Source organism: Psychrobacter sp. Arc9, assembly GCF_041431295.1.
Classification (GTDB): Bacteria; Pseudomonadota; Gammaproteobacteria; order Pseudomonadales; family Moraxellaceae; genus Psychrobacter.
Genome location: NZ_JASMRK010000002.1, coordinates 73862 through 100220, shown reverse-complemented (window position 1 = coordinate 100220; position 26359 = coordinate 73862). Strand labels below are relative to the sequence as shown.

The 26359-nt window shown below is 43.6% G+C and carries 15 protein-coding genes; 7 read left to right on the top strand and 8 right to left on the bottom strand.

Going from position 1 to position 26359, the window contains the following annotated elements:
* Window positions 1-32: 32 nt before the first annotated feature.
* The gene (murU, locus tag QO187_RS01670) at window positions 33-770 is read left to right on the top strand and encodes an N-acetylmuramate alpha-1-phosphate uridylyltransferase MurU (protein ID WP_102094417.1); all 738 of its coding nucleotides are present in this window, start codon (window positions 33-35) and stop codon (window positions 768-770) included.
* Window positions 771-953: 183 nt separating this feature from the next.
* On the opposite strand, the gene QO187_RS01665 is transcribed toward murU, so the two are convergent.
* The 7 genes from QO187_RS01665 to QO187_RS01635 form a co-directional block, all read right to left on the bottom strand.
* Complete coding sequence (locus QO187_RS01665) at window positions 954-1070, bottom strand: DUF2474 domain-containing protein (protein ID WP_101206161.1); 117 nt, start codon at window positions 1068-1070, stop codon at window positions 954-956.
* 95 nt (window positions 1071-1165) lie between these two features.
* The gene (cydB, locus tag QO187_RS01660; RefSeq protein ID WP_057759155.1) at window positions 1166-2182 is read right to left on the bottom strand and encodes a cytochrome d ubiquinol oxidase subunit II; all 1017 of its coding nucleotides are present in this window, start codon (window positions 2180-2182) and stop codon (window positions 1166-1168) included.
* The gene (locus QO187_RS01655) at window positions 2182-3678 is read right to left on the bottom strand and encodes a cytochrome ubiquinol oxidase subunit I (RefSeq protein ID WP_101206159.1); all 1497 of its coding nucleotides are present in this window, start codon (window positions 3676-3678) and stop codon (window positions 2182-2184) included. Before QO187_RS01655 ends, cydB begins: the two co-directional genes overlap by 1 nt.
* Before the next feature lie 451 nt (window positions 3679-4129).
* Window positions 4130-6607 carry a triacylglycerol lipase gene (locus QO187_RS01650; RefSeq protein WP_228153225.1) on the bottom strand — a complete coding sequence of 826 codons (2478 nt, stop codon included), beginning with the start codon at window positions 6605-6607 and terminating at the stop codon, window positions 4130-4132.
* Between the two features lie 309 nt (window positions 6608-6916).
* The gene (locus tag QO187_RS01645; RefSeq protein ID WP_102094418.1) at window positions 6917-8041 is read right to left on the bottom strand and encodes a M48 family metallopeptidase; all 1125 of its coding nucleotides are present in this window, start codon (window positions 8039-8041) and stop codon (window positions 6917-6919) included.
* Window positions 8042-8284: 243 nt separating this feature from the next.
* On the bottom strand, window positions 8285-8929 hold the full coding sequence (coq7, locus tag QO187_RS01640; protein WP_102094419.1) for a 2-polyprenyl-3-methyl-6-methoxy-1,4-benzoquinone monooxygenase: 645 nt from the start codon (window positions 8927-8929) through the stop codon (window positions 8285-8287).
* A 228-nt stretch (window positions 8930-9157) separates the two neighbouring features.
* On the bottom strand, window positions 9158-10489 hold the full coding sequence (locus tag QO187_RS01635; protein ID WP_102094420.1) for an MFS transporter: 1332 nt from the start codon (window positions 10487-10489) through the stop codon (window positions 9158-9160).
* Between the two features lie 483 nt (window positions 10490-10972).
* Between QO187_RS01635 and QO187_RS01630 the strand changes: the two genes are divergently transcribed.
* Both QO187_RS01630 and QO187_RS01625 read left to right on the top strand, forming a co-directional pair.
* Entirely contained in the window at window positions 10973-14533 is a 3561-nt protein-coding gene (locus tag QO187_RS01630; protein ID WP_102094421.1) for a BamA/TamA family outer membrane protein, read from the top strand.
* Between the two features lie 102 nt (window positions 14534-14635).
* Complete coding sequence (locus QO187_RS01625) at window positions 14636-19630, top strand: translocation/assembly module TamB domain-containing protein (RefSeq protein ID WP_102094422.1); 4995 nt, start codon at window positions 14636-14638, stop codon at window positions 19628-19630.
* A gap of 151 nt (window positions 19631-19781) precedes the next feature.
* Here the strand turns inward: QO187_RS01625 and hemP are convergent, their stop codons facing one another.
* Window positions 19782-19940 carry a hemin uptake protein HemP gene (hemP, locus tag QO187_RS01620; protein WP_227672156.1) on the bottom strand — a complete coding sequence of 53 codons (159 nt, stop codon included), beginning with the start codon at window positions 19938-19940 and terminating at the stop codon, window positions 19782-19784.
* 299 nt (window positions 19941-20239) lie between these two features.
* Here hemP and QO187_RS01615 point away from each other — a divergent pair, with 299 nt between their 5' ends.
* The 4 genes from QO187_RS01615 to cgtA all read left to right on the top strand — a co-directional run bounded on the left by QO187_RS01615 (window position 20240) and on the right by cgtA (window position 26351).
* On the top strand, window positions 20240-21376 hold the full coding sequence (locus QO187_RS01615; protein ID WP_102094423.1) for an NUDIX domain-containing protein: 1137 nt from the start codon (window positions 20240-20242) through the stop codon (window positions 21374-21376).
* A 449-nt stretch (window positions 21377-21825) separates the two neighbouring features.
* Window positions 21826-23058, top strand: coding sequence for a lipocalin family protein (locus tag QO187_RS01610; protein ID WP_102094424.1), 1233 nt, complete (start codon window positions 21826-21828; stop codon window positions 23056-23058).
* 357 nt (window positions 23059-23415) lie between these two features.
* The gene (locus QO187_RS01605) at window positions 23416-24858 is read left to right on the top strand and encodes a glyceraldehyde-3-phosphate dehydrogenase (RefSeq protein WP_102094425.1); all 1443 of its coding nucleotides are present in this window, start codon (window positions 23416-23418) and stop codon (window positions 24856-24858) included.
* Between the two features lie 290 nt (window positions 24859-25148).
* The gene (gene cgtA / locus QO187_RS01600; protein ID WP_102094426.1) at window positions 25149-26351 is read left to right on the top strand and encodes an Obg family GTPase CgtA; all 1203 of its coding nucleotides are present in this window, start codon (window positions 25149-25151) and stop codon (window positions 26349-26351) included.
* Window positions 26352-26359: the final 8 nt, after the last annotated feature.

Here is a 26359-nt window from a genome sequence, read left to right as displayed (position 1 = left end):
AATTAATTTAAATAATAAAGATAGGAGCGCAGATGTCTACCTCTACGATTACACAAGCCATGATTTTGGCAGCGGGCAAGGGTACACGCCTACGTCCATTAACGCTTGAGACGCCCAAGCCTTTGGTTGAAGTCGCAGGTCAACCGCTTATTGTATGGCATATTAAAGCACTACAAGCAGCAGGCATTACTGATATCACGGTCAATGCCTCATGGTTGGCAGATAAGCTAATGGACGCCCTAGGTGATGGTTCACAATATGGCGTAAATCTGCATTGGTCAGTAGAAGACGATGAGCCACTTGAGACTGCAGGCGGCATTTTTCAGGCATTACAATCAGGTAAACTAAAAGATGAGCCGTTCATTCTGGTAAATTCTGACGTCTGGACTACCTATGATTTCTCTCGATTAACAGACTATACATTGGGAGCGGATCAGCGCGCGCATTTGTTATTGATTGATAATCCAGAGCACAATAATGGCGGCGATTTCGCGATTAATAATGGCCTTGCTAGTGAACAACCGGTTGGCGATGCAGATAAGTATACCTTTGCAGGTATTAGCGTAATGTCACCAAAATTGGTAGAAGGTCTGGTATCAGGACAGCCTGCGGCATTAGCACCACTACTAAAGCAAGCAATGATAAAGTTTCAGATTACTGCTGAAGTGACGACAGATAATTGGATAGACGTGGGGACCCCAGAGCGTCTAACACAGGTTAATGAGTTTATCGAACAGAATGATATCAAGCATGCAGGTAGGCCAAGCTGATAAATTTAAGATAAATAAAAAGCAGCGTTGATTATTCAACGCTGCTTTTTTTATGCATATAGAGTTACTTTTTACGACATTCTTAAAAGAGGTATTTGCAAGACAAAAATGCAAATTTAGCATCTAGCAAGCTATTTATTAGCTAACTAACCAACTACTCAATCGTATGATTAGGCAGTTACGCTAAACACCCATGGCCAGTTTAATTAGCTGAGCAATGGTAAATACCACTAAGAACCCTGCCAAATATAGACCCACGAACCATGCCCATTGCGATTGTTTTTTACTGAACTTTTTCATAGAGATCTCCTGATTAGCGTATGAAGTGTGACTACCATCTATAAACGATGATAGCCATCCTTTTTAGCTGATCCGTTGTCCGTCGCGATTAGCGACTAGTACATTGGATTGTGATCAGACTTACCTTTAAAGGTATAGTAAGCAAATGCTGTATAGCTCAAGATAATCGGTAACATGATACAGGCGCCAATCAGCATAAATGATAACGAGGTATCGGCAGCAGCAGCTTCATAAATCGTCATTTGATACGGTACGATATAAGGGAATAGGGCGAAACAAACCCCAATATAACCCATTAAAAATAAGGCAACCGTTAGTAAGAATGGACGATACTCACGCTCTGTTTTTAAGTCTTTACGCATGATAAAGAATAAGAGCATGACAATGATAGGCATAGGAGCGAGGTATAATAAATCTGGGAAACTAAACCATCCTTCTAATGCATCGATGTCTGAGAAGTACATAAACGCTGTGACCACAACCATCGCTACTAGTAACGCAGTAAGCATCCATCTAGAAACTTGGCGCGCCCATACTTGTAATGTGTGCTCTGTTTTTATAATAAGCCACGTTGAACCAAGTAAGGCATAGCCGATAATCATGGCAAATCCGCACACTATTGAGAAGGGTGTGAGCCAATCAAATGGGCCACCAGTATATAGACGGTTACTGGCTTCTAACCCTTGCACTAACGCCCCAAGCATAATGCCTTGAGAGAAAGTGGCAACGACTGAACCGACAAAGAAAAAGGTATCCCATACATGCCGGCGCGAAGAGGATTTAAAGCGAAACTCAAACGCTACGCCGCGCATGATAAGACCGAACAACATGGCAGTTACTGGCAAATATAGACCTGTCATGATGATGCCATAAGCAACAGGGAATGCTGCGAATAAACCACCACCACCTAGGACTAGCCACGTTTCGTTACCGTCCCAAAATGGGGCGATAGAGTTCATCATGCGGCTACGGTTTTTATCTGAGCCTGCAAAAGGGAACAAAATACCGCAGCCCAAATCAAAGCCATCAAGCAGTACATAGACAAAGACAGACAAAGCAATCAAACCGCCCCAAATAAGAGGTAAATCTAATACATCACCGAAGTTAAACATTAGCGTAATCCTCCATCATCGACATCATTTGCAGGCTCATCTAAGCCTTCTTCAGTACCTTTAGCAGGATTACTATCACCACTTAACGCGCGGCCTTGGCTCTCAGTTACTGAATGCTCGTAGAAGTTATCTTCTGCAGGATCTGTATAAGGTTTCGGCCCTTGAGCAATCAAGCGCAAGATATAAAAACTGCCTGCACCAAAGACAAATATGTACAGAACGATAAAGCCAATCAATGTTGTCGCTACTTGCTGTGCTGCAAGCGGTGACATACTTTCAGCAGTACGAATCACCCCATAAACCGTCCAGGGCTGACGTCCTGTTTCGGTTACGAACCAACCTGATAATAAGGCGATAAAACCAAGCGGAGTCATCATCATCCAAGCACGGTGGAACCATACACTGTCAGTATTGAACTGCTGTTTTTTGAAGTATTTGTATAGACTGAATAGGCCGACCAGTACCATAAGCATGCCAATACCAACCATGATACGAAACGCCCAAAACACGATAATGACGGGTGGTTGATCTTCAGGCGCCCAGTTTTTAAGCCCTTTAACTTCACCATCTAACGAATGGGTTAAGATTAAACCAGTCACATAAGGAATTTTTACTTCGTACTTATTGGTCTGATTTTCTTGGTCAGGAATCGCAAAGAGACGTAGTGCGGCACCGCGCTCATCTTCCCAGAGCCCTTCCATCGCAGCTACTTTAGCAGGTTGATGCTCAAGGGTATTTAGACCATGCTCATCACCAATCAATACCTGCGCAGGCGCAACGAAGATGGCCATAATCATCGCCATACCTAGCATCACACGACCATGCGCGCGGTGCTCGACGTGCTTTTTGGATTGAATATAATATGCGCCGATACCACCAATGACAAAGGCAGTGGTTAGAAAGGCTGCGGTCATCATATGAGCGTAGCGGTAAGGGAATGAGGGGTTGAAAATAATTTCAAGCCAGTCAGTTGGATAGAGCAGGCCATCTGCACCCATCATAAAACCTTGAGGGGTCTGCATAAAGCTGTTGGCGGCTAATATCCAGAAACCTGAAATCAAGGTGCCGATAGCAACGATGGCGGTTGAGGCAAAATGCATGCGTTTGCTCACGCGACCCCACCCAAATAGCATAATCCCCAAAAAGGACGCTTCTAAGAAGAACGCTGTCAGTACCTCATAGGCGAGTAATGGGCCTAGAACGTTACCGGCTTTATCAGAGAATACTGCCCAGTTAGTACCGAACTGGTAGGACATTACCACGCCTGATACCACGCCTAAACCAAAGACGACAGCAAATATTTTGACCCAATGCTTGTAGACTTCAGCATAGATAGGTTCACCAGTTCTTAACCAGCGGAATTCAAGCACCGCAAGCCAGCTGGCAAGACCGATAGAAAAGGCAGGAAAGACGATATGGAACGAGATAACAAAAGCGAATTGGATACGCGCGAGCATCAGCGCATCGAGCTGGTCAATCATAAATGTAGCGAACATAAACGGTTACTCTCATCTGTTAGCTGAATAGCGCTGACTTCCATACAACGCTCAAGTAACTGTCCGTAACTATCCATCGATCAAAGTGGCAAACATTACGGGCAATAGCTCAGTGACGTGGACTTAGCTCCATTAGACATAAATTGTGGCTAAGTTTGCGACTCACTGTTTAGCTGAATTGAATAATTTATGTCCTTATAAATTTACATATTACTGTCATGTGCTATAGATATATTATGCGCTCACCTAGATATACACGCAAGCAACCCAGTCTGTCTGTTGCAGACCTAAGAGTCATCAAAATAACATAATTCAAACATTGAAAAATAAAATTAATATTATTAAAAACAAAGCAGTATGCGCGAACATACTGCTTATCTGAAAGCTATGACTGATGTTTAAAGGTTACGATTTATACGTCAAAAACCTTGTGAAATAACAAAAATCTACATCATTCTTGTAGCTGCTTATGCAAAATTCTTCGCAACGTCAAAATGGTCTGCGGATTAGTCTGGATACTATGACCACCATTGATAATTGTCTCAGATGCGGCACCATCGAGATGGGCACTATTATAAGGAACGATACCATCTGATAAACGCTCAGTCAGTGCTTGACTGATATCATCATTGACCGTTACAGCAGCAACAAGCGGCTCAGGTGGTAGCTGTGATGTCTCAGTATTATCGCTCACATCAACGCTCGCCGTTTCATTTCCAGCATTGTCTTCTACCGCTTGCGACAAATCAATCTTGGCACCATTTGGTTGTGTTTGTGCCAACCCTTTAGTGATATCGGCATCGTTATTGGCAATGATTGAATGATAAGTGATACGCTCATTAATAGTGATGTCTTTGGTTAACTCTATAAAAGAAGACTTATCACTTAACTGGCTGGCACCATTCTGCAAATACAATGCTCCTAGTGGGTTTTGCGCCAAATCGCCTTGTGTGGCAATAGTCGCTAAGTTATCCGTGAATGTCTTGACCAGACCTACGGGTAAGTAAACGATGCGGCGTAGTGCACGGGTGAACCATCGATCTGCATAATCGGTACCACGGAAAGGTGCAGATAGAAAAACAGCGGTGTCTACTTGTGGCAATGCCTGTAGCTCAAATCGTTCCTTTAACTCATCTTCGCCAAAAGACGTTTTGAGCGCGTTACGGATTTGCTGCTTCTCATTGCTAGAGAGGATGTCTTTATCATTGAGCTTATCTAAATCATCGATTAAATTTTCATCAGATAGCATCATACGAGCGATAATGGCACCCATACTATGACTGATAATCACACTGTTTTGACTGGCACGATTTTGTCCATTGGGATCAGTTTGCTGGTAGGTGCTGTTGATTAACTGTTGAATCTGGTAGCGATTTTCTAAAATAGGCAGATTGGTTGGATAGAATATCTGCCAAACTTGGTAGTTATCACGCAGCTTGTCATCATTAAGAATATCGTTGGTCAGATTGACCCAAGTGGCCGGACTAGAGGCTAGCCCATGCAACATAATCAACACGCGTTTATCAGGATCATAAGGCTCGAGCATGAAGAGTTTGGGCAGCTGAGCATCTGGTTGGCGAGTAATCAAGTTTAAATAACCCACACCATCTAACTGGTTTTCTGATAACCATAAGCCATATCCCGCAGAAAAATTGGCTGCCAGTGGGTAGTCATCGTTGAGGATATTGACGGATTCAGTTTGGTACGGATTGTATAAATGAATATCAAGCTTACGACTGCCTAGCGCGTCTAATACGCTATCGCCATCTGGCTTAATCAGACCTGTTAATAACAGGTGTCCAGTGGGATAAATACGTGAACTTGGCTCGCTATCGTCCGTGTTTGTATCTTCATTTGTTAGCCGACCAGATAATGAGGCGACCAATAATTGACGGATTGTGGTGGTATAGCGATCATCCAACGAGGCAACCAAGCTGATGCCTAAGCCGGGGCGTTTGCTCACGGAATTGAGACCTGAGAGTCGCAGCTCATAAGTGGATGATAAGTCTGCCAAAGCGGAAGTTTGTTTATGAGCGTTTTGCAGATAGTTGTTTTCGTTTGGCAAATAAATATCAAGGTTGTAGTTATCTACTGTCACTTTCATGACTTTGACTTGGTCTGTTGCTTTGCCCTTTAGTGGTGGTCGATTGGCAATCGCTGCTTCATCGGTGTTATCACGCTTGGTAGAGGTTATTGGCAGGTATTCTACTTTCGTATCACCCATCAATTTATTGGCATTTTCAGTCGATTGATAGATTTGAGTAATAACGTCGTTACTGGCAGCGTTATAAATATCTTGGGTTTGGATGTCATTGTCATTCGGAATACGGTTTTGCGCACGATGGCTATTACTATTTTGCTCTGCACCTTCAAAGTCATGGGTCAAACTGTCATAAAATAGATAGGTGTAGCTGTATTTGACGGCATCAAACAATCTTGCTTGATAATCGGTTAAACACAGGTCAGTCTCTTCTTGCTGTGTTTTTGAATCCTCATTACTTAAAGGCGCATTGGCGTAATACGGATCAAGTGGCGGGCGTGCAAGCGCATTACGACAGTTTTTTGAATCAGATAGTTGACGCGCTTTTGCATAGTGCAGTTCTGCAAAAATAGCTAAGGCAGGCCGATAGTGCCTGTTAAGCATACTATCAGAGAGCTGAGTCAAGCATAAGTCAAATTGCTGCATACAGGCTTGCTCATTCAGTCCTGCTGATAGCAAAGCAGATGTTGTGTCGCTACTTAGCGCATTGTCAGTGACGATATTGCCGCGCTGCGCTGAGATGGTCTTGGCCGAGGCTTGTTTATCGACCGTCACCGTACTACACGCTGGTAGCAATACTGCTGCCGCCAAAAGCATAAGTGACGTAATGGGCAGGGTTTTTTTATTAATATGCATTACTGTCTGTTTGCTAAAGCCAGCGAAAGTCATAAGTCAGTCCAATAAACGGTAGTTATGTATGAGAGTATCAATAATGAAAGTAGCAATTGATAATGAGTGTAGCGCAACTTTTGGCATTAGACTATTCATTTGCAGTTCTACAAAAGCATGTTTTAAAACGAAAGTGTTTCTACTAGTCGAAAAAAAGCGCTTTTGTCTTATAGATATAAAACAAAAGCGCTTGGTATTTAAAGCTTGGATTTAGATTATTTATTAGAGATTTGACCTAGTGAAGGTTTTATTAAACAAATATCTTATGAATCAAACCCTCAATAGCTAATCTCAACAAGTATAAAATTTCTAAGCACCTGGTTTTACACTGATGTCAGGGGCAGGAATATCCCAAATGTAGAATTTGCCTTCTTCAACGAGTTTGATTTGTTGAGGAATAACAGTATTGTTAGGGTATTGCCCTTCAAGACGACGTAGGCGTTCTAACGCATTAGCACGGCGGTCACTAAGTAGATCTGACTGTGCCAAGCTTTGTTCTGCTTCGGTGTACCCTAGAGCGACAGCGCGATCTAGATACTTTTGACCTTCTTTGAATCCGCCACCCTCTGATAGCATCATACCGTATAGGAAGTTAGCCTCACCACTATCAGGTTGCAGCTTGATAGCGCGATCGACATACTGACCACCACGTACCGTGTAGTCTGAACCCAAGTCTAGGTTACGACCCATACCGTTTAGCTTAGCAGCACGAAGCAACACATCATAAGAAGCATTTGGCGACTTAGCATAAGGTTCGATCCAATCCGCTAATACTTTGATTTTTTCACGAGTGTAATGACGCTGTGTGCGGTTAGGGAAGTTTGGTGGATAGTGGCGCGCGTTAGGGGATACATCAGCGATGAAGTCATCTAATAAGCTAACATCAAGCTTATCAGTACCTAGCCCTTTTTGTTGTGGAATTAGTACAGTTTTAACAAAGCTCATGTCTGAGAGCTGTAATTGCGGTGTAGGAATATTCGGAAGTTGTCCGCTACGCAGATCGATACCAGTAGCTGTCATTGGACCAGGCTCATAAACACGAGTAGTGCCGTTCATGACAGGTGCAGCAGCAGGCGACATCATTTGTGGTGTTTGAGGTTGAGCAGTGCTAACAGATGCGTTGTTTTGCAGAGTGCCGCTTAGTTGCATGTTAGTTGTTTGCGCATTAGTCGGCTGGCTGTTGCTCGCAGGTGTTGCTGGCAAGCTTGTTTGAGCGGCATTGGCTTGAGCAGGACTGATAGCTGCATTAGGACGAGCAAGACGAATCACACGTTTGCTTGAATCCATTGCACTAGGTACAGCCGTTGCAGTGGCGTCAGTTTCTGCAGCGTTTACAGGTGCAGATAACAGCATGGCACAGGTTGCAGCCATGACGGTCAACGTTGCAAACTTCGGTGACTTAATAGAGTGGCTACTAGAGAGAATCGCTTTCATAAAAATCGTTACCTTGTTTAATTTATTTGGTTGTTATTCATTGATTGGACGGTAATATAAATAGCGCATTGCTGCAAAATCGTACAAATTTTTAATACCGTAGCAAATTAAGCTTTACGCTATCTGTGGTAGGATTGTTAATCGCTAGAATTAAGCAAACCTACGTAAATCTGTGCAGCTATTAATTAGTAAGAAAATCGACAACAGCAACTAACCACAGTACCTGTAGCCATAAGTGATAAGCTATAAGTGATAAGCGGTATCTTTCATGCGATTTGCCATCCATCGCATGGTCCGACGTACTGCCGGAGAAAGGGCAGCGCCGCCACTTGCAAGTGCTAGCTCGCGATGATGCAGCTCCTCTTTATCCATTTGTGCCAGTATTTCTTTTGAGCGCTGATCATGTTCAGGTAGCTGCTTGATATGATCCTGTAGATGCTCGCTGACCTGCGCTTCTGTCTCCGCTACAAACCCTAGACTAAACTCATTTGAGATCGCGCCTGCGACTGCACCAAGTCCAAAAGACATACCGTACCAAAGCGGCGTAAATACGCTGGCATGGCTACCAAGTTCGCTTAGACGAGTCTCGCACCAGACCAAATGATCGACTTCTTCTTCGGCGGATTGTTGCATGGCTTGTTTGACACCATTATCTTTCGCGGCAAACGCTTGGCCATGGTATAGACCTTGCGCACATACTTCACCGGTATGATTGATACGCATAAGACCTGAGACGTGCCGCGCTTCTGTGATGGTCAGCTCAGGAATCTCATCGCTACTGACGGGCAACGGACGCGTGCTTGGATTGGAATGGGGCACGACAGCTCGTAATGCCTTATCGACCCCAAGTAACAACTGGTCAATTTTAGATAAAGGACGCAGGGTCATAATTCACTCCTGATGGTGTTAAAAACTGTCAATAAAATAAAGTATGTTACCGTCTAAAAGCAACGGCATGATGCGTATTACTATAACAAACAATCCAAATTATCGGCTCGAATATTACTGTCTAGGTAGCCCATAAATAATCTATAGATAGTTCATAGGTTGCTATAGCGATAAGAGCAACGAAGTCATCAGCGCAACATTAGACTGTATCTATGGAACTGAACTTATTTACGGCGCTATACCATCGTTGGTTTGGATAACGGCATGCTTAATATGCTTATTGAGTTTAATATATAAGAACGCACCAAACACAATATTTAATAGCCCTGTTACCAAGAATAGCTGCGGTAGCGTAAACCCTAAAACATTTAAAATAACAATCGCAAAAATCGCTGATGTAACCATAAATATCGCATTAAAAATATTATTCGCACCGACAATACGTGCTCGATGGCTCTTAGGTGCGTAGGCTTGCATAGAAGCATATAGCGGTACGATATACAAACCACCGCTGAACCCTAATAAGAACAAATCTGCAAACACCCGCCAGCTACCACTTATATTAAACAAATCACCGATGCCAAGTAATGTGTCATTATTCACATTTATATCTAAACCTGAAAGTGAAAAATACAAATCAATAGCAAAGATACTTAATCCAGCAATACCAAAAGGCAATAAACGCAAGCTGACTTTATTTCTGGTCAATGTTTTGCACAGCACCGAACCGATCGACACGCCAACAGAAAACAATGTGAGTAAGAAAATAACAACTGACTCATCACCAAGCAAAATCACCTTGCTGAACTCTGGCACTTGGGTCAAAAACGTCGCCCCATAAAACCAAAACCAGCTGTTACCAAGAATGATAAAGAACAAAAAAGGCAAGGAGTATAAGTAACGTACAGTGGCTAAGCTGGTGGTAATGATATTCCAGTTAATCTTCAGGTCAGGCTGCATCGCTGCCATAGTAGGAATATATCGTGCAGCTAAATATCCTAAAACAGCGACAACCAACACCGTGGCACTAATCCAATACAGGGATTGTGATAGTTGAGTCAAAATACCAGCGACAATCATACCGACCAAAATAGCCAGCGACGTACCCATCTGAAAAAGGCCGTTGGCGCCGACCAGTTCATCTTCTTTCATCGCTTGCGGCAGATAAGCGTATTTAATCGGTCCAAAGAAGGTCGAATGTGTGCCCATCAAAAACAACGCGACAAATAGCAGTGCATACCATTCAAAGACAAAGCCGACTGCGGCAACTGCCATAATGATCAGCTCAAGGAGTTTGATAAACTGCGTGAGCTTTGATTTTTCATACTTATCAGCAATCTGGCCTGCCAAAGCAGAAAACAAAAAGTAGGGCAGGATGAATAGCATAGCGGCCAAGTTATTAAGAATGCTGACCTCTACGCCTAATTTACTGGCGGCAGTATAAGTCAGCACCAGTATGAGCGCCTGCTTAAAAATATTGTCATTGAATGCGCCCAAAAACTGGGTAAAAAACATAGCGCTAAAACGACGGCGCTTGAATAACTGAAACTGGTTGGACATGGACATTCCTACAGATAAATCGCGACTGATAGAGAAAATAGCGGCGCTGAACGACAATTTTTTTATGAGAATAATCGTAAATTTTATTAAAAACTATATCAAGATATAGCATAGGTTTTATCAATATTAAGCCGTATAATAGCAAGGCTTCGGTGAAAATACATGCAGTCAATGCTATGATTCGATATTTAACTAAGTTATGATTTATAAATTTTATGTGATTGCGTTTTAGGGTATAAATAGTAGTGAAAACAAAGGCTACTACCCATTAATGCTATCTATAAGCTAGTAGCCTTTTCTAAGCTAGTAGACCTATAAGGCAGTAGACACAGAGTGCTAAAGCCGACACTATAGATAACCAGTCATAAAATTAAAGTAGTAAACCATTAATTCCAGATAACTGCTATAAGTTTATTCACCGGTCAGACTTAACGATCGTTATCGTTGATAAGATTGTGCCGCGTGAGCTGATAGGACGTAAAGATGATAAAGCAGCCTTCAACTCGAGCATGCAAGGGTCTAATGATGCAGCGTGACACAGCCATAGTCCAAAACGATAGTAATAATCCAAGTACGTATCCAGCAGCACCGCGTAAAAATTTCAGACGTTCGGCATTGTGCACTGCGCTTGCGACCAGTTTGTTCGGTATGGCACCTGCGGCAATGGCAGACACTACCAATAGTGTAAATAATACCGCTATCACCAACTCATCTGCTGCTGACCAAACTGATAGTAATCGAACGCTTAGTAAGCAGAATAACAATAGTCAAGCTGCTAATGATCAAGCGGCTATCAAGCAGTCAGCTACATTGTCCGATGACGATACTCAGCTAGATATGGCTCTAGATGCGCTACGTCTAAAAAAAGCAGTAGAACAAGGCATCATTGATCAGTCAGTATTGGACGACTATAGCGAACAAAGCTTAGGAATTAAAAAACCTAACTCGACAAAGTCAGGATCTAAAAACTCGACGAAGCAAAATGCCAATGCTCAAAACTTATCTTCTCAAAACAATAACTCTCAAGATCTAGAGACTTTCACTGATAGTCCAAGTACTTCATACAATCCAAATAACGCTCAATCAATCGCTTCTAATGATGACCTGTTGCAACAAGCAACTGAGATTCAGCAGCAGGGTTATCAAATGATGACGCCTGAGCAGATCGATCGTGAGCTAGCGGCAATGGATACGCAGAACGCTCAAGATATTGACAGTATCAATATCAGCAATAACGACAGTGATTTTGATGCGCCAATCGCTACGTTAGATGACACAATATCGCCAATTGGTCTCGATGTAGAGCTAGATGCGACAAACTTGCCAGCTCCGAACAATCTTGATACGTTGGGTAGAAATGAAACAACGGAAGAACAGGCGAGCACAGCTGAAGGGATGTCACGTCCGATTGAGGTGAGTGGCGCTGTTAGCAATGAAGATGTCGTTAGTAATGAAGCTACTGTTAAGAATGAAAATGGCCTGACGACTGATGATAGTAGTGATGAGGTGATAGCTGGCACGAATGTGCCTGCAAATGTAAAAGGTACGACAACAGACATTATCAATCCGAATGACTATCTACCAGATTATCAGAATGATACTCAGGCCGTCGATCAAAGTATCGAACAAGCCAATAGACCACGGCCACGCGCGCGTAATAGAGGTAATATCGTGACGCGTCTCTACAATCGTTTTTTTAATGACGGTGGCGTGGTGGCTTTGCCAAATGTAGAAACCACTATTTATCTAGAGCAAGTATCCGCTGAAGATTCTCCTAACGGTAAGGCTCAGTTGATTGAGGCTGACAATGATATTCAGCCGATGAAAAACATCAAAGCAGCACTGGATGACACTTCCGTTCAGTCGGTTATTGACTTTACTGCGGCATTGCCACGTTTGCGCGAAACAGCACAGAATGCTGCTAAAGCCGTGGGTTACTACGAGGTTGAGATGCGTTTGACCCAGCCTGATCGCGATACAGTCAATGTGGTGATTGAAGAGCTAGGCGAGCCGGTACTGGTAGACAGCCGTATTATTGAGATTCGCGGTGAGGGCAGTGAGCAAGAAGAGTTTGCATCGCTTGAGGCAGATTTGCCGCCGCAAGAAGGCGATATTTTTAATCATCGTGTCTATAAGAGCAGTAAAGCGGCTTTAGAGTCCTTGAGCAATACCTACGGCTACTTTGACCAGTATTGGCTGAATAAATCTGTTGATATCATCTTGCCGGACAACAAGGCAGATGTCTCGTTGGTTTATAACACGGGTGATCGTTACGAGTTTGACGATGTGGTGTTTTTTACCTACGACAAAGAAACCAATACGCTGACCCAAGACCCTGACAAGCTACCAGTAGAGCTTTCATTATTACAACAGCTCTATGGCTTTACGCCGGGTGAGCCGTTTTATCGTCCAGCAGTCACGAAGTTCAGTAATGACTTATCGGCAACTCGTTACTTTAATACGATCAACGTCGAGTCGATACTACCACCAACTGATAGTAGTGAAGCTGGTACCTTAGCGTTTGACAATGCTGCTACCGAGGGTAACGACACATTAGATGACGATATTAATAATGTGGACAATGATGGCATTGCAGATCTGAGTAGCAATGATGGCGCAGCTGCCTTAAATGTAACTGCTAGCACAGAAGATACGGTCAATGATAATAGCGACATAGGTGCAGAGAGCGATAATGCTCTGAGTGCTAACAGCGGCGCGACGGTCAATGAAGCGGATATCGCTGCGATTGATTTTGAAGCTGATGAAGCCACCCTTGATAAGCTGCAAGCCATCAGACAAAAAGCAGAACGACTAAGCCGCTTGCCGAATGATCGCGTGCTCGATGAAAAAGATCAGGAAGCCGATAATCTATTGGGAAAAATCAGTGACTCAATCAGTAATGTCGCGCAAAAGATATTCCCTGACGAAAAGAGTCTGATTGCTGACGAAAACTTTGTACCACCAACGCTAGCAGGACGTAAAACGCCGCAAGACGTCGCAGAAAGCAAAAAAGTACCTTTATATGTGTTTGTATACGCGGATAAACCACGTGATGCTCAAGTTGGTCTGGGTTATGGTACAGATACTGGCGTTCGCGCCACTGCAAAAATAGACTACAACTTGCTCAATCGCCAAGGCTATCAAGCAGGTGCAGAAACGGAAGTTTCGAGAATCAGCAAAAACGTGGCTGTGTATGCCAGTCGACCATGGAAGCACCCGCTCAATGATAAGCTAGATGCACGTCTTACTTATGAAGAGGAAGTGATTGACCAAGGTGAAGGCAACTTTGATCTATCAACCACAACGCTAAAAGCGGCTTTGGCACGTAACATTCGTAGTGACACTGGCTGGAATCGCAGCTACTCTGTGCGTTATCGCTTGGATGAGCTTGAGACAGGGGTTGATGGGGCAGCACTAGATGATCTGCCTATCCGCTTTACCTCTTCAAGTCCGAAACAGCGCGCGTTATTATTTGGCTATGGTATGAATAAAACAGATACTGATAACGCTACCAATCCAACGAAGGGCATGCGCCAGTACTACTCAATCGAGGCTGGCACTGATAGCGCATTCAGTGATACTGATATGGCGATTATTCGCGCAGGCGTTAGTGGTATCTATAGCTTTGGCGAAGACAAAAAACATCAAGTATTAGGTAGTGCTAATGCCGGTTATATCTGGGCGGATGATTTTTACGATGTGCCTTATAAATTGCGTTTCTTTGCAGGTGGCGATCAGAGTATCCGCGGTTATGATTACGAGAGCTTGTCACCATTAGATAAAGGCTATCTAACGGGCGGGCAGGTACTAGCGGTCGGTAGTGCTGAGTATAACTATGAATTTAAACCAGGTTTCCGTGGTGCATTCTTTACTGATGTCGGTAATGCTTATGACAAAGATTTTGATACTGAGACAAAAGTCGGCGTTGGTGTCGGTATCCGCTGGGCATCGCCTGTAGGAATGGTGCGCGTCGATGTGGCTGCTGGCGTGACAGAGGAAAGCATTCCTGTACGACTGCACTTCTTTATTGGGTCACCGTTATAATCGCTTAATGTAGTAGTTCCAAATGTTTAGTAGCTCCAAATGTTCTAATCATCACTTATCGTACCGATTGCTGGTCTTCATTTTTTAACGTAGTTGAGTGTCATGCTGACAGAAAATACCCCGCCTAATAATGCTCCAGATGAAGATCCAGCACAGCGTGATGCCCGTGCCGTTAGGCGTTGGTATCCGTTGTCATTTCTGCTCAAACTGCTGGTATTGGTGCTTATCGTACTGGCGATTATGTTTGCCATATTTTTTTATGCGGCAGGGACTGACGCTGGTACGAAGTTTATATTAGAAAAAATCAGTGTTGAAACAGGTATTGATTTCAAATACGGACGCGGTAACTTGCGCGATGGCATTTGGGTCACTGATATCGATATTGAAGCGACTGAAGATCTTGAGATATTGGTAGATAAGGCCTATGTAAAAATAGGCTGGCGTGCAGTATTTGCAAAAGAAGTGCATTTAAGCGATGCAGACATCCAGACCATAGAGATTATCAATAAGAAACCGCCTACTGGTGAACCGTTCGATTATAAAACCTTAAAGTTGCCAGTAAATTTGCGTTTTGATCAAGCAAAAATTAAGAAAGTCACCTATAAGCAAGTAACCAAAGATCCTATCGTTATTCAAGATATTACGGCACGTGATCTAACGTGGGTGGGTAGTACGGTGACCGTTGGCCGTGGTGACTTGCAGTACGCTGATATCGTGAAAGTCAGTGCCTTACAAGGAGAGATCGACCTACAGGGCGACTATCCACTAGATTTGAGTGCGATTGCGGAAGTCAGCGCCCTTGAAAAAGCCTATATCGACCCATTGAATATCTCTGCAACGGGAACGCTTAAACGTACTGTCGGTAAAGTACGCAGTCGTTATAACGATAGCGATGTGAGAGGCGACTTTGTAGTACAGGGGTTGGATGCGGGTGCGCCGTTCGATGCAAAACTACAGTGGGATGATATTCTTATCCCTTACGCCGATAGCCAAAACATTCGCCTACAAAGCGGTACAGCCACAGCTTCTGGTGTCATCTCTGAGATACGATTGCGTATCAATACTGAATTGACAGCCAAAGACATTCCATCAGGTCATTATCAAGGCCGCGCCGTTATTGCCAATAGTCAGCTACGTATAGATCGCCTAGATGCTGACGTGCCAGCGGGACGTTTGGCATTACAAGGTATCTTAGATTGGAAAGACAGCTTTGAGGCCACAGTGCGTGCGACGGGTAGTAATTTTAATATTCGCCAAGCTATTCCGGCTGAGTATGCTGACTTTAAAGCTTATGCGCCGCAAACCCTTAACGGTAGACTGTCACTGCGTTATCAGCAGCAGAATGCCACTGGTAATACGCAGATCGATGCAGATTTACGTCAGCGTGATGGTGAGCATATCAATGCCAATATGGTCCGTGGTAAAACCTCTGCTAAATCTAAGCAGGTTGCGCCTTGGTATATTGATGCTAACTGGAAAAATCTAACCCGCCGTAACGTACCCAATATTGGCAATATCGACAGTCCTAGTGGACAGGCAGACGTCATCGTTCGTGGTTCAACCCTATCAGTCGATGCCAATGCCGTTATCAATGAGCTAAATGCTGCCCCCAAGGGCAACTATGATTTACGTATACGTAAGGCTGGTGATGTCATAGATATAAATCGTCTTAATTATAACGGCATAGTAGGAGACTTATCCGGCACAGGACAGATTCAGTTGGCGAGCAACCAGCGTCCACTGACATGGCAGATTGACGCCAGTACCAAAGGTTTACTTCCTAAGAAATATCGTAGCGATTTACCGCTTGAGCGCCTAACAGGTAGTATAAGTGCGCGTGGTCGACTGCTAAATATCACTAAAAACGGCGTCAGCGGACAGCGTCACGTGATTACTTTAAACAATACCGATATGCAAGCGCAGCTCGATGCGACGCAAGCAGATCGTGCTATCGGTATTACCGGTGCTGGTGATGCCAGTGTTGATATCGTAGGTGGTGAGCTGTCAGTCTTTGATGCGCGTTTTGATGGTCGGATTGATACAGCAGATGTACCACAAGGTCGTCTATCTATCGATGCTGCGGGTACGCCAAAGCTGATTAGTATTCGTAAGCTGAACTATAAAGGTGAAGCGGGCGCAGTTGATGCGAAAGGTGTTATCGACTTACGTAAAAATATCGGCTGGAATATAGATGGTCGTTTTGACCAGTTCAACTTGGGTTATTTTTTACCCAATAATCCAGCGATAATCACAGGCGATCTAAAGACCAGTGGCGAATGGCAAAATGCGCCAAAAAACAGCAAAAACACCGCAGGCACATTGCAGCGCTTTGCCGTAAATTTCAACGGCATATTAGATGCCGAGCAATTGCCAGCAGGTAAGCTAAATATAGAAGCCAGTGGTGACAGTCAGTTGATCCGTATCAACCGTTTCCGTCATGTGGGTGCGGCAGGTAGTATCGATGCCAGCGGTACCGTTGATGTGCGTCAAGGCGTTGCATGGGATATCAACGCGGTGATGGATCGTTTTAACATTGGCTACTTCCTAAAAGATACTCCAAGCCTTATCACTGGTACGATTGATACAGATGGCCGCTGGAGTGACACGCAGCAGATTGTCAATATTAAACAAGTTAATCTAAATGGCATGCTAAAAGGGCAGCAACTGAGTGCCAAAGGCAGCCTATCAGCGAAAATGCGTTTGCCTAAAGATTTAGCAAGTTACTTCAAGCAACTTCAGACCCAAGATGCCCAAGCACAGTATAAGCAAGTAAATGCTTTGATTGATAGCTTAAATGCTAATAATCTGGTGCTGCGTTGGGGTGATAATTACGTCACGGCTAACGGCAATGCCAAACAGCTACAAACCAAAATTAATATCACCAGTCTAGATCAGCTGTCTAACCAACTGGCTGGTAAAGTCACTGGCGGTGCCACGCTGTCTCAACCATCTGGTCAAGCACTGCCTACTATTTATATTGATCTGGTCGGTGAGCGACTTGCGCTACCTGGCTTTATATTGCGTCAAGGCCGTGTACGCGGCAAGCTGGTTAACTTAGCCAATAGCCCAAGCCAGTTAATCGTAACGGCTGAAGGTCTAGATGCTGCTGGTCAAAGTTTCGATAGTGTCAAAGCGTCTTTTAATGGTACCGAAAAGTCTCATGTGGTCGATCTAAATGTGGCCAATAAGCAACTCGATGTCGGCGCTAGGCTAAAAGGTGGTTTTGATCGAGATAGGCTAAGTTGGTCAGGTGTCATTGGAAAAGGCCGCATTAGATCTAAATATGCGACTTTGAATCAGTTGCAACCTGCACAGCTGATTGTGAATTTACCTTACAATCAAGGTGGTGAAAACCGTGATCTAAAAGTACAGCTTGCCGCTCATTGCTGGCAGGCCACGGATCAAACTGGCAAGCTCTGTCTACGTGAAAAACTAGTAGCATCGCCGGACCAAGGCGAAGTCAATGTAGCGTTACAGAATTTAGATACGTCGTTATTCTCAGTGTTCTTACCAGAAGATATTGACTGGAATGGTAAGATTAATGGTAAAGCAATCGTCGGATGGCAACGTGGTCGTCCGCCAACCATTAATACCACGTTATACTCAGACAATGGCAAGATTGGCCTCGCTCAAGATGGCGAAAGCACATCAATGACTTTGCCATACAAGCGTGTGTCTCTCATTGCTCTGTCTGTGCCTGAGGGTATCAAGCTGCGTACCGATATCAATACTGGACGCGGGGCACGTGGTTATGCTGAAGTGATCGTTGATCCTTATAAAGACCCTAAACCAATCTCTGGCGCATTGGTGCTGAACGAGCTTGATCTTGCGATATTTAAGCCTTTCTTCCCCGGTATGCGCGTCCTAAGAGGTAATGTCACAATGGCGGGTGGCCTAGGCGGCACCTTAACCAAACCACAGTTCTATGGCGATGTAAAACTCTCTGACGGCCGTATAGCGATGCTTGATTTGCCAGTGAATCTGTCTAAAGTAAATGTGGCAGCCAAAATCCGCGGTACACAAGCAACCATTGATGGCACATTTAATAGTGGTACAGGTGAAGGCGAACTATCAGGGACAGTCAACTGGCAACAAAAACTGCAAGCCAAGTTGAGTATCGTCGGTGAAGGCCTAGTCATTACTCAGCCGCCATTACTGGTTGCTGAAATCGATCCTGATATCGATATTATCGTGCGTCCAGGCGACCGTTATGTTGATATAAAAGGGGCGATCAGTGTGCCGTCTGCGACCATTCGTCCGCCTGAAGCCAGCGAAGATATCATTACTCAAACTGAAGATGCAGTCGTCCTAGATCGTCGTTTGATTGGTAATATCGATGAAGTACTGGCTATCTCAAAACCTTGGTCAATCAATGCGGATATCGGTGTTGATTTGGGCGATGATATCAATTTCCGTGGTTTTGGCGCCGTCATTCCATTGGCAGGGGCGATTAATGTTACTCAGAATGGCACAGGTATCATGCGTGCTAGAGGTGTTGTGCAGGTCTCACGCCGTACCAATATCAATGCCTTTGGCCAAAGCCTAGAGCTGAATTATGGTCAAGTGCGTTTCAATGGCGATGTGATGAAACCGAGTCTGAGTATTGAAGCGGCCAAAACAATTAATGGCAAAACAGTTGGTCTGCGTGTCAAAGGAACGACTGAAAGCCCCAATATTATCGTCTTCAACAATGCAGGACTGACCCAGCAACAAGCCATGAATGCATTGGTGACAGGCCGCATCGATAATAAGAGCGCGACGCAAATCAGTGAGCAAGGGTTCAAATCGCAAGTGACCAATAATCTGGCTGCCGCTGGATTGAGCTTTGGTCTGAGTGGCACTCGTAGCCTGACCAATCAAATCGGACAAGCGTTTGGTTTGCAGAGTCTGACAGTCGATGCTTCAGGTAGTAGCGAGGACACCAATGTCAACGTCACAGGTTACGTTACCCCTGATTTGTACATTCGCTATGGCGTGGGTGTTTTCAACGCGCAAAACAGCCTTTCTGTTCGTTATCAATTGACGCGCCGCATCTATGTAGAAGCGAGCTCAGCAGCGGAGAATGCAGTAGATGTGGTCTATAGTTGGCAGTTCTAAATTGTTTATTAATAAGACGACTGCTTTTTAATTGATGTCAGCTGAGAGCGCTTTTGAAATTGTTTTTAAGTTGTATAACCTATAAAAAAACGCCTCATAATGAAGGCGTTTTTTTATAGAGGTATTGAGAAAGGTGTCACTGAAATAGACGTTACTTGGTTAGAATCAAGCGATTGTTGCGAGTTAGGCGTAGTCGATACTCTTCGCCTTCATGCTCGATACGTACCTCTTTGGTTAGTGCAAATAGATGTTGTGATTGCAAAGTAGGTAGACGGTTTTCACGACAGTTTAAATAACGAGAGATGACCATGCTCATAGTAAATTCCTTTTGAAAAAAAGTGGCTTAAAAAATTGGCTAACCATAGCGTAATTGTTTTTAACGATAATAATTATCATTTAGATTTGATGAATTTGCAAGGCAATTGATAAAATAAAATGCAGTTATTATGTAAACTTATCTAAGTTTACTGTCATAAAATATCTCAGTTGAATATTTTATCTATATAAATTAATAAGTTAGGTAATAAATTTAAATAAATCATCTAGCCTATAAAAACTATTAAATTATCAAAAATAATCAGAGTAAATACCGAAATAAAGGATATAAGTATGTTGAACGGGTCAAATCAACAATCAGAGACGAAGCCGGAAAGTAAGACAAATAGTAAGACGAAAACTGACAAACCTAGCATTGTAAATGTTGCAGTGGCTGTCATTCATTATAAAGATCAGTATTTACTTGGGTTTCGAGATGCTACTCAGCATCAAGGAAATCGTTACGAGTTTGTCGGTGGAAAGATAGAAGCAGATGAGTCAGCAGCGCAGGCGTTGATAAGAGAGGTGGCTGAAGAGACGGGTATCCTGATTGATAATAATACTATCGTTAAGCTTGGGCGTTTGCATCATGATTATGGCGACAAGCAGGTCAGCTTACAGGTTTATAAGATTGAGCTGACAGCAGAGCAGTACGAGCAGCATAGACACTGTGAACAAGGTTTAGAAGGGCAGGCACTGACTTGGGTAAGCAAATCACAGCTTTTGGCAGGAGAGTATCATCTGCCCGCTGCTAATAAGACAATCCTTGAATGGTTGAAACTCCCATCGAAGATAGCGATTACTTATCCTCTAGCACATTTCGGCACACACACTGATGCAGCGGCAGCATGGCTACAGCATCATCAAGAAAAGTTAGCATCAGAGTCATGGGTGTATATCCGCTTGAAGGACGCAAAATCTGAGCATCTTGCTGAGCAACTGATGACGGTACGCCCAGATATTTTAGCGATTTTACCTAGTGATAATGAGCAGCCTTTAAATGGGCAAGGCTCACTAACCGCTAATGAGACAAAGATTGGCCAGCGAATAGTTGCCAAGCATCTGACACAAACGACACTGATGCAGTGCTTTGATAAGGATGGCAGTTCTACAGCTCTTATACAGTCGTTATCTAAAGACCATCCGCTTATCGTCAGCTGTCATGACATCGCGAGCATAACGGCAGCCAATCAACTTGCCAGCATGCGCATACAGAATGCATTGCCACCAGTGATTGGTACTTTCGTATCGCCTGTGCTCGCCACCCAAACGCATCCTGATGACACACCGCTTGGCTGGGAAGCATGGTCAGCGTTGGCAGAGTTAGCTGATATGCCTGTCATTGGGTTAGGTGGTTTGGAGCCTGCAATGCTCAATCAAGCATTACAGTATGGTGGTATCAGTGTGGCAGGTATCCGTCAGTTTATATAATCCGCATGACTCGAGAAAGCTATCTACAATCTATAGTTCCATTTGCCTGAATGTGACCCGTATTAAACTTGCGTATTAAGCTTAGTAAGTTCAAATAACTGATTTTTAACTTAGTTGTCCAGCAAGTAACTGTGTGGTTATGATGTGTTCAAACAACACTCAAACCTCATAGTTACTTACAAACCGTTGCGTTTTCCTACATTGCACTACTGTTTTAATAGTCCAGTTGTCCTTAATATATATTGCATATCTACGATACGTTGATCTTATTTCTATAGACGAGTGACTGACCAAAAGTGATGCTCAAAATACAATAATAAAAAAGCTTTTGTAGAGTCAAGTTTTGCACGAATAATTTATACCAAAGCAAATGGCTTTTAGAAAACGAGACCAAATAGATGCCGTACATAAAGCGTTTTTAACAATCACTATTTAAGAATGGTACTCCTATGAAAACCAATAAGTTACCTGAATCAGCATGGACTGATTCACAGGCAGCTGGTTCTCAACTTCAGCAGCCTAAGCAATCGCTCAATGACAATGAATATGGCGACGACACGCAACAGACAAAACAAGCGAGTAACGATGCTAGCTATAATCACGATAGCTCGAATGGCGAATATTCGCACCATCTGGCAAAAGACACGTCTTCGCAAGACAGCTATTTTGGATACAAAAGCGCCGACAAAAGCCTTAGGGCAAAAGAGTCAGCTATGAGTAACAATGAGATAAGCAAAGATCTAAAAAATAGCAATGAGGACAATCATGACGTGGCTAGTGGCTACAAATCATCTGGCTATAAGTCAGCGCAAAATAAGCAGCCACAAAAGCTAAATGAAGATGAGCCATTAATATCAGGACTGTTAGAGGATCAAATAGATAATCTAAACAGTAGTTCTGAACACGCCATCGACGCTGAGCCAATCGGTGATACATCAACAAATAATTCATCCTACAAAGAAATACCGGAGCGCATATTTATGAATGGACTGATCAAACATACAGGCATTGCCTTAGCAATTATTATACCGTTAGCAGCGTTCTCAGCCTATGCGGCCACGCCGCCAATGAACTCGGCAACTAACAACGTAGTAACCAATGGAATGTCTGATGATGCGATGAGTGAGAAGACTACAACCGATATGCTATCGGTTCAGCCAAGTGATATTATTCATAAATCTGCAAGCACACCAACTACTGTAGATAGCGTAGATCTGAACACTTATGCAGGTACTTGGTATGAGATTGGCCGTTTGCCGATGTATTTCCAGCGCAAGTGTGCTGGTGATGTCACCGCCAACTATGCACAAAAAGATGACGGCTCGGGAATCACGGTTACTAATAAGTGTGTGAGCGAGGATGGTTCAGGCATTGTGGCAGAAGGTTTGGCTAAGCCAGTCGATGAAAGCGGCAGCAAACTAAAAGTGACGTTTTTACCGAAGTGGATTCGCTGGATTCCAGTCGGCCGTGCTGATTATTGGGTGTTGGCACGTGATGCAGAGTATAAAACTGCGCTAGTAGGGACACCTGATAAAAAATACTTATGGCTACTAGCACGCTCGCCAAATATCAGTCGGGAAACGTATACCAAATATCGTCAAATTGCTCAGCAGCAAGGTTATGACTTAAAAGAGTTTACATTGACGTCGCAGAGTAACCAAACGGTGAATCTAGCACCATAGGTGTTATAACTAAATTTACTGCTGTGGTTAATTAAGCCCTATAGCAATTATTATTTCATTACGTCTCGAATAAGGCAGCATATATAGCTGCCTTTATTTTTATTATTAGCTGTATATGAGAAGTATATATAAGAGCTATATACGAGAATGAAACCTATTATGCACGCTAGCTAATCGGTTACTACTGGCAAAATGAGGCGTTTTAGGCTAAAATCTAGGCGATTCAAATACTCTAGCGTCAATAACCCATATTGATAGTGGTTGATTATCATATTAGAGTCGCCATTTAGAGCATACACGACCTATCTATTTTACACTTCTTCATATTTTATTGATCATATATTACTGACCATAAGGATGTTTCTCGTGAGCAACGCTGATACCTTACGCCAATTACATCAAGACCACTTGAACAACTACAACAATCAAGAGCAACAAGCGATTGAGCTTATGGGGCTACTAAACAAGCTCTATAACAAGCAAGACGTACAAGTGACTTTGTTTGGCGAAACGCTAGACTCTACCTCAGTTGGTCAAATACTTGCTTTACATCAAAAAGTAGCGCTACGCGACCATGGCGCCAAAGCTATCGATATCGCTGATACTCTAGCGATGGTAAAAGTTATCTCAGAAAACACTGATATCCAAGCCACTCGTATCGATGTTGGTCAATTGATTGCTAATGATACTGACTTACAAACCGCTCTACAGTCTATCAACAACTCTGGTGCTGTAAATGGCGCGACGGACGTTGTACTGTATGGTTTTGGCCGTATTGGTCGTATCTTGACTCGTCTGCTCTTGTCACAAGCGTCAAGCGCAAAAGGTCTACAACTAAAAGCAATCGTTGTACGTCCAGCCGCTGCTGGTGACTTGGCTAAGCGTATCTCATTGCTTGAGCGTGACTCAATCCATGGTAGATTCTTAGGCGGCATCAGCATCGATGATGATAATAACGGCATGATCGTTAATGGTCGTTTTGTACAAGTTATTTATGCCAAAGACCCAAGCGAAATCGACTATACTGCTTATGGTATCGATAACGCTCTTGTTATCGATAACACGGGTATTTGGAAAGACGAAGCAGGCCTTGGTAAGCACTTACAGTCTACTGGCGTGAAAAAAGTACTACTAACCGCACCTGCTGGCGGCGATATCAAAAATGTCGTTTATGGCGTGAACAATGACACCGTTGGTGACGATACGATTGTTAGTGCTGCTAGCTGTACGACCAATGCGATTACGCCAACGTTGAATGTACTGAACGATGAGTACGGTATTGTAAATGGTCATGTAGAGACTATTCACTCATTTACCAATGATCAGAACTTAGTTGATAACTACCATAAAGCAGACCGCCGTGGTCGTAGTGCTGTGATGAACATGGTTATCACTAGTACTGGCGCTGCAAAAGCTGTTGGTAAAGCATTGCCAGAATTAAATGGTAAGCTAACGGGTAACGCTATTCGTGTACCAACACCAAACGTCAGCTTAGCTATCTTGAACGTGAATCTAAAAACTGCTCCAGCAAGCGCTGATGCATTAAATGAGTTCTTGCGTAAAATGGCTAACAGCAGCACTTGGCAGTCGCAGATTGCTTATACAGATTCTACAGAAGCGGTATCAACGGATTTCGTTGGTACGACTCATGTTGGTATTATCGATGCTCAAGCCACTATTTTGACTGACAACCAAGCTATCGTATATGTTTGGTATGACAACGAAGTTGGTTATAGTACTCAGGTATTGCGTTTGGCGACGCAAATGGCCGGAATCAGCTACGCTCAGATTCCAGCATAGGTTACTAAATACAGTAGAGCAATAACGTCATACCAAGTATAGTAGCGCTATAGTGTCATAAGAATGGCGCTGTAGCAGATGCTACTTTAAATAGCTTGGTAGGACTTTAACTGTCATACTTAAACACCCGATAGTCCGATTGATTATCGGGTGTTATTGTCATAATGGGCACTAAGTAAAATTAGTATTTATACAGTGTTCATTTTGACGCAACAACATAGCAAAACCCCAAAATACAACCGTTGGTTGTAACCAGTTTATAGACTGGATTGTGAATTAAGGAACGTAAGATGCGATTTATTGATGAAGCCGTCGTAACGGTAAAAGCAGGTGACGGTGGTAACGGAATCGCCAGTTTTCGCCGAGAAAAGTATGTCCCACGTGGTGGACCTGATGGTGGTGATGGCGGCAAGGGCGGAGATGTGTATGTCATTGCAGAAGACAACACCAACACCCTAGTTGACTATCGTTATACGCGTCGTCATGACGCCATGCGTGCTGAGAACGGCCATAGTAGAAACTGTTCAGGTAAAGGGTCTGATGATCTTTATTTACCAGTACCAGTTGGTACGACGGTAGTTGATACCGAGACAGACGAAGTATTGGGCGATTTGATTGAGATCGGCCAGACACTACTGATTGCCAAAGGTGGCGATGGTGGTCTGGGTAATACCCATTTCAAAAGCTCGACCAACCAAGCGCCGCGTAAAGCGACGTCAGGTTTTGAAGGCGAGCTAAAAGTTCTTAAGTTTGAGCTAAAAGTAGTGGCTGATGTTGGTTTGATTGGTTTGCCTAATGCTGGTAAATCGACCTTTATCCGTCAAGTCTCTGCTGCTAGACCAAAAGTGGCTGATTATCCGTTTACCACCCTAGTACCAAACTTGGGTGTGGTCGATATTGGTCGTCATCGCTCATTTGTAATGGCAGATATTCCTGGTCTTATTGAAGGTGCATCAGAAGGCGCAGGACTTGGTATTCGCTTCTTAAAGCATGTTGCGCGTACGCGTCGTCTGCTACACTTAGTTGATGTCAAGCCTGTCGATGGTAGCGATCCGGTCGAAAACGCCCGCGTTATCCTAAATGAGCTTGAGCGTTTTTCGCCTGAATTGGCCAACTTGCCGCAGATTTTGGTATTAAACAAAATCGATCAGGTCAATGATGAAGACTTGAACGCGCTTTGTACACATATTGTCGCAGAGCTTGGTTGGACAGGTATGGTCTTCCGTACAGCAACGCTGACTGGTGAAGGTGTTGATGCGGTAAAATATCATTTAATGAATGATATTGAACTTGAGCGTGAGCGTGAAATAGAAGATCCTATATTCGCTGAAGCACAAAAAGAGCGTTTTGAGCGTTTAGAAGCCGAAGTGCGTCTTAACACTGAAGCACAGCGTGAAGCATATCGTGCAGCTCGTAAAGCAGCACGTGAAGGCTTGGATGCGTCTGATTTGGATGATGACGACGATGGCGTTGAGGTAATGTACGTTCCTTAAGCTAGTAT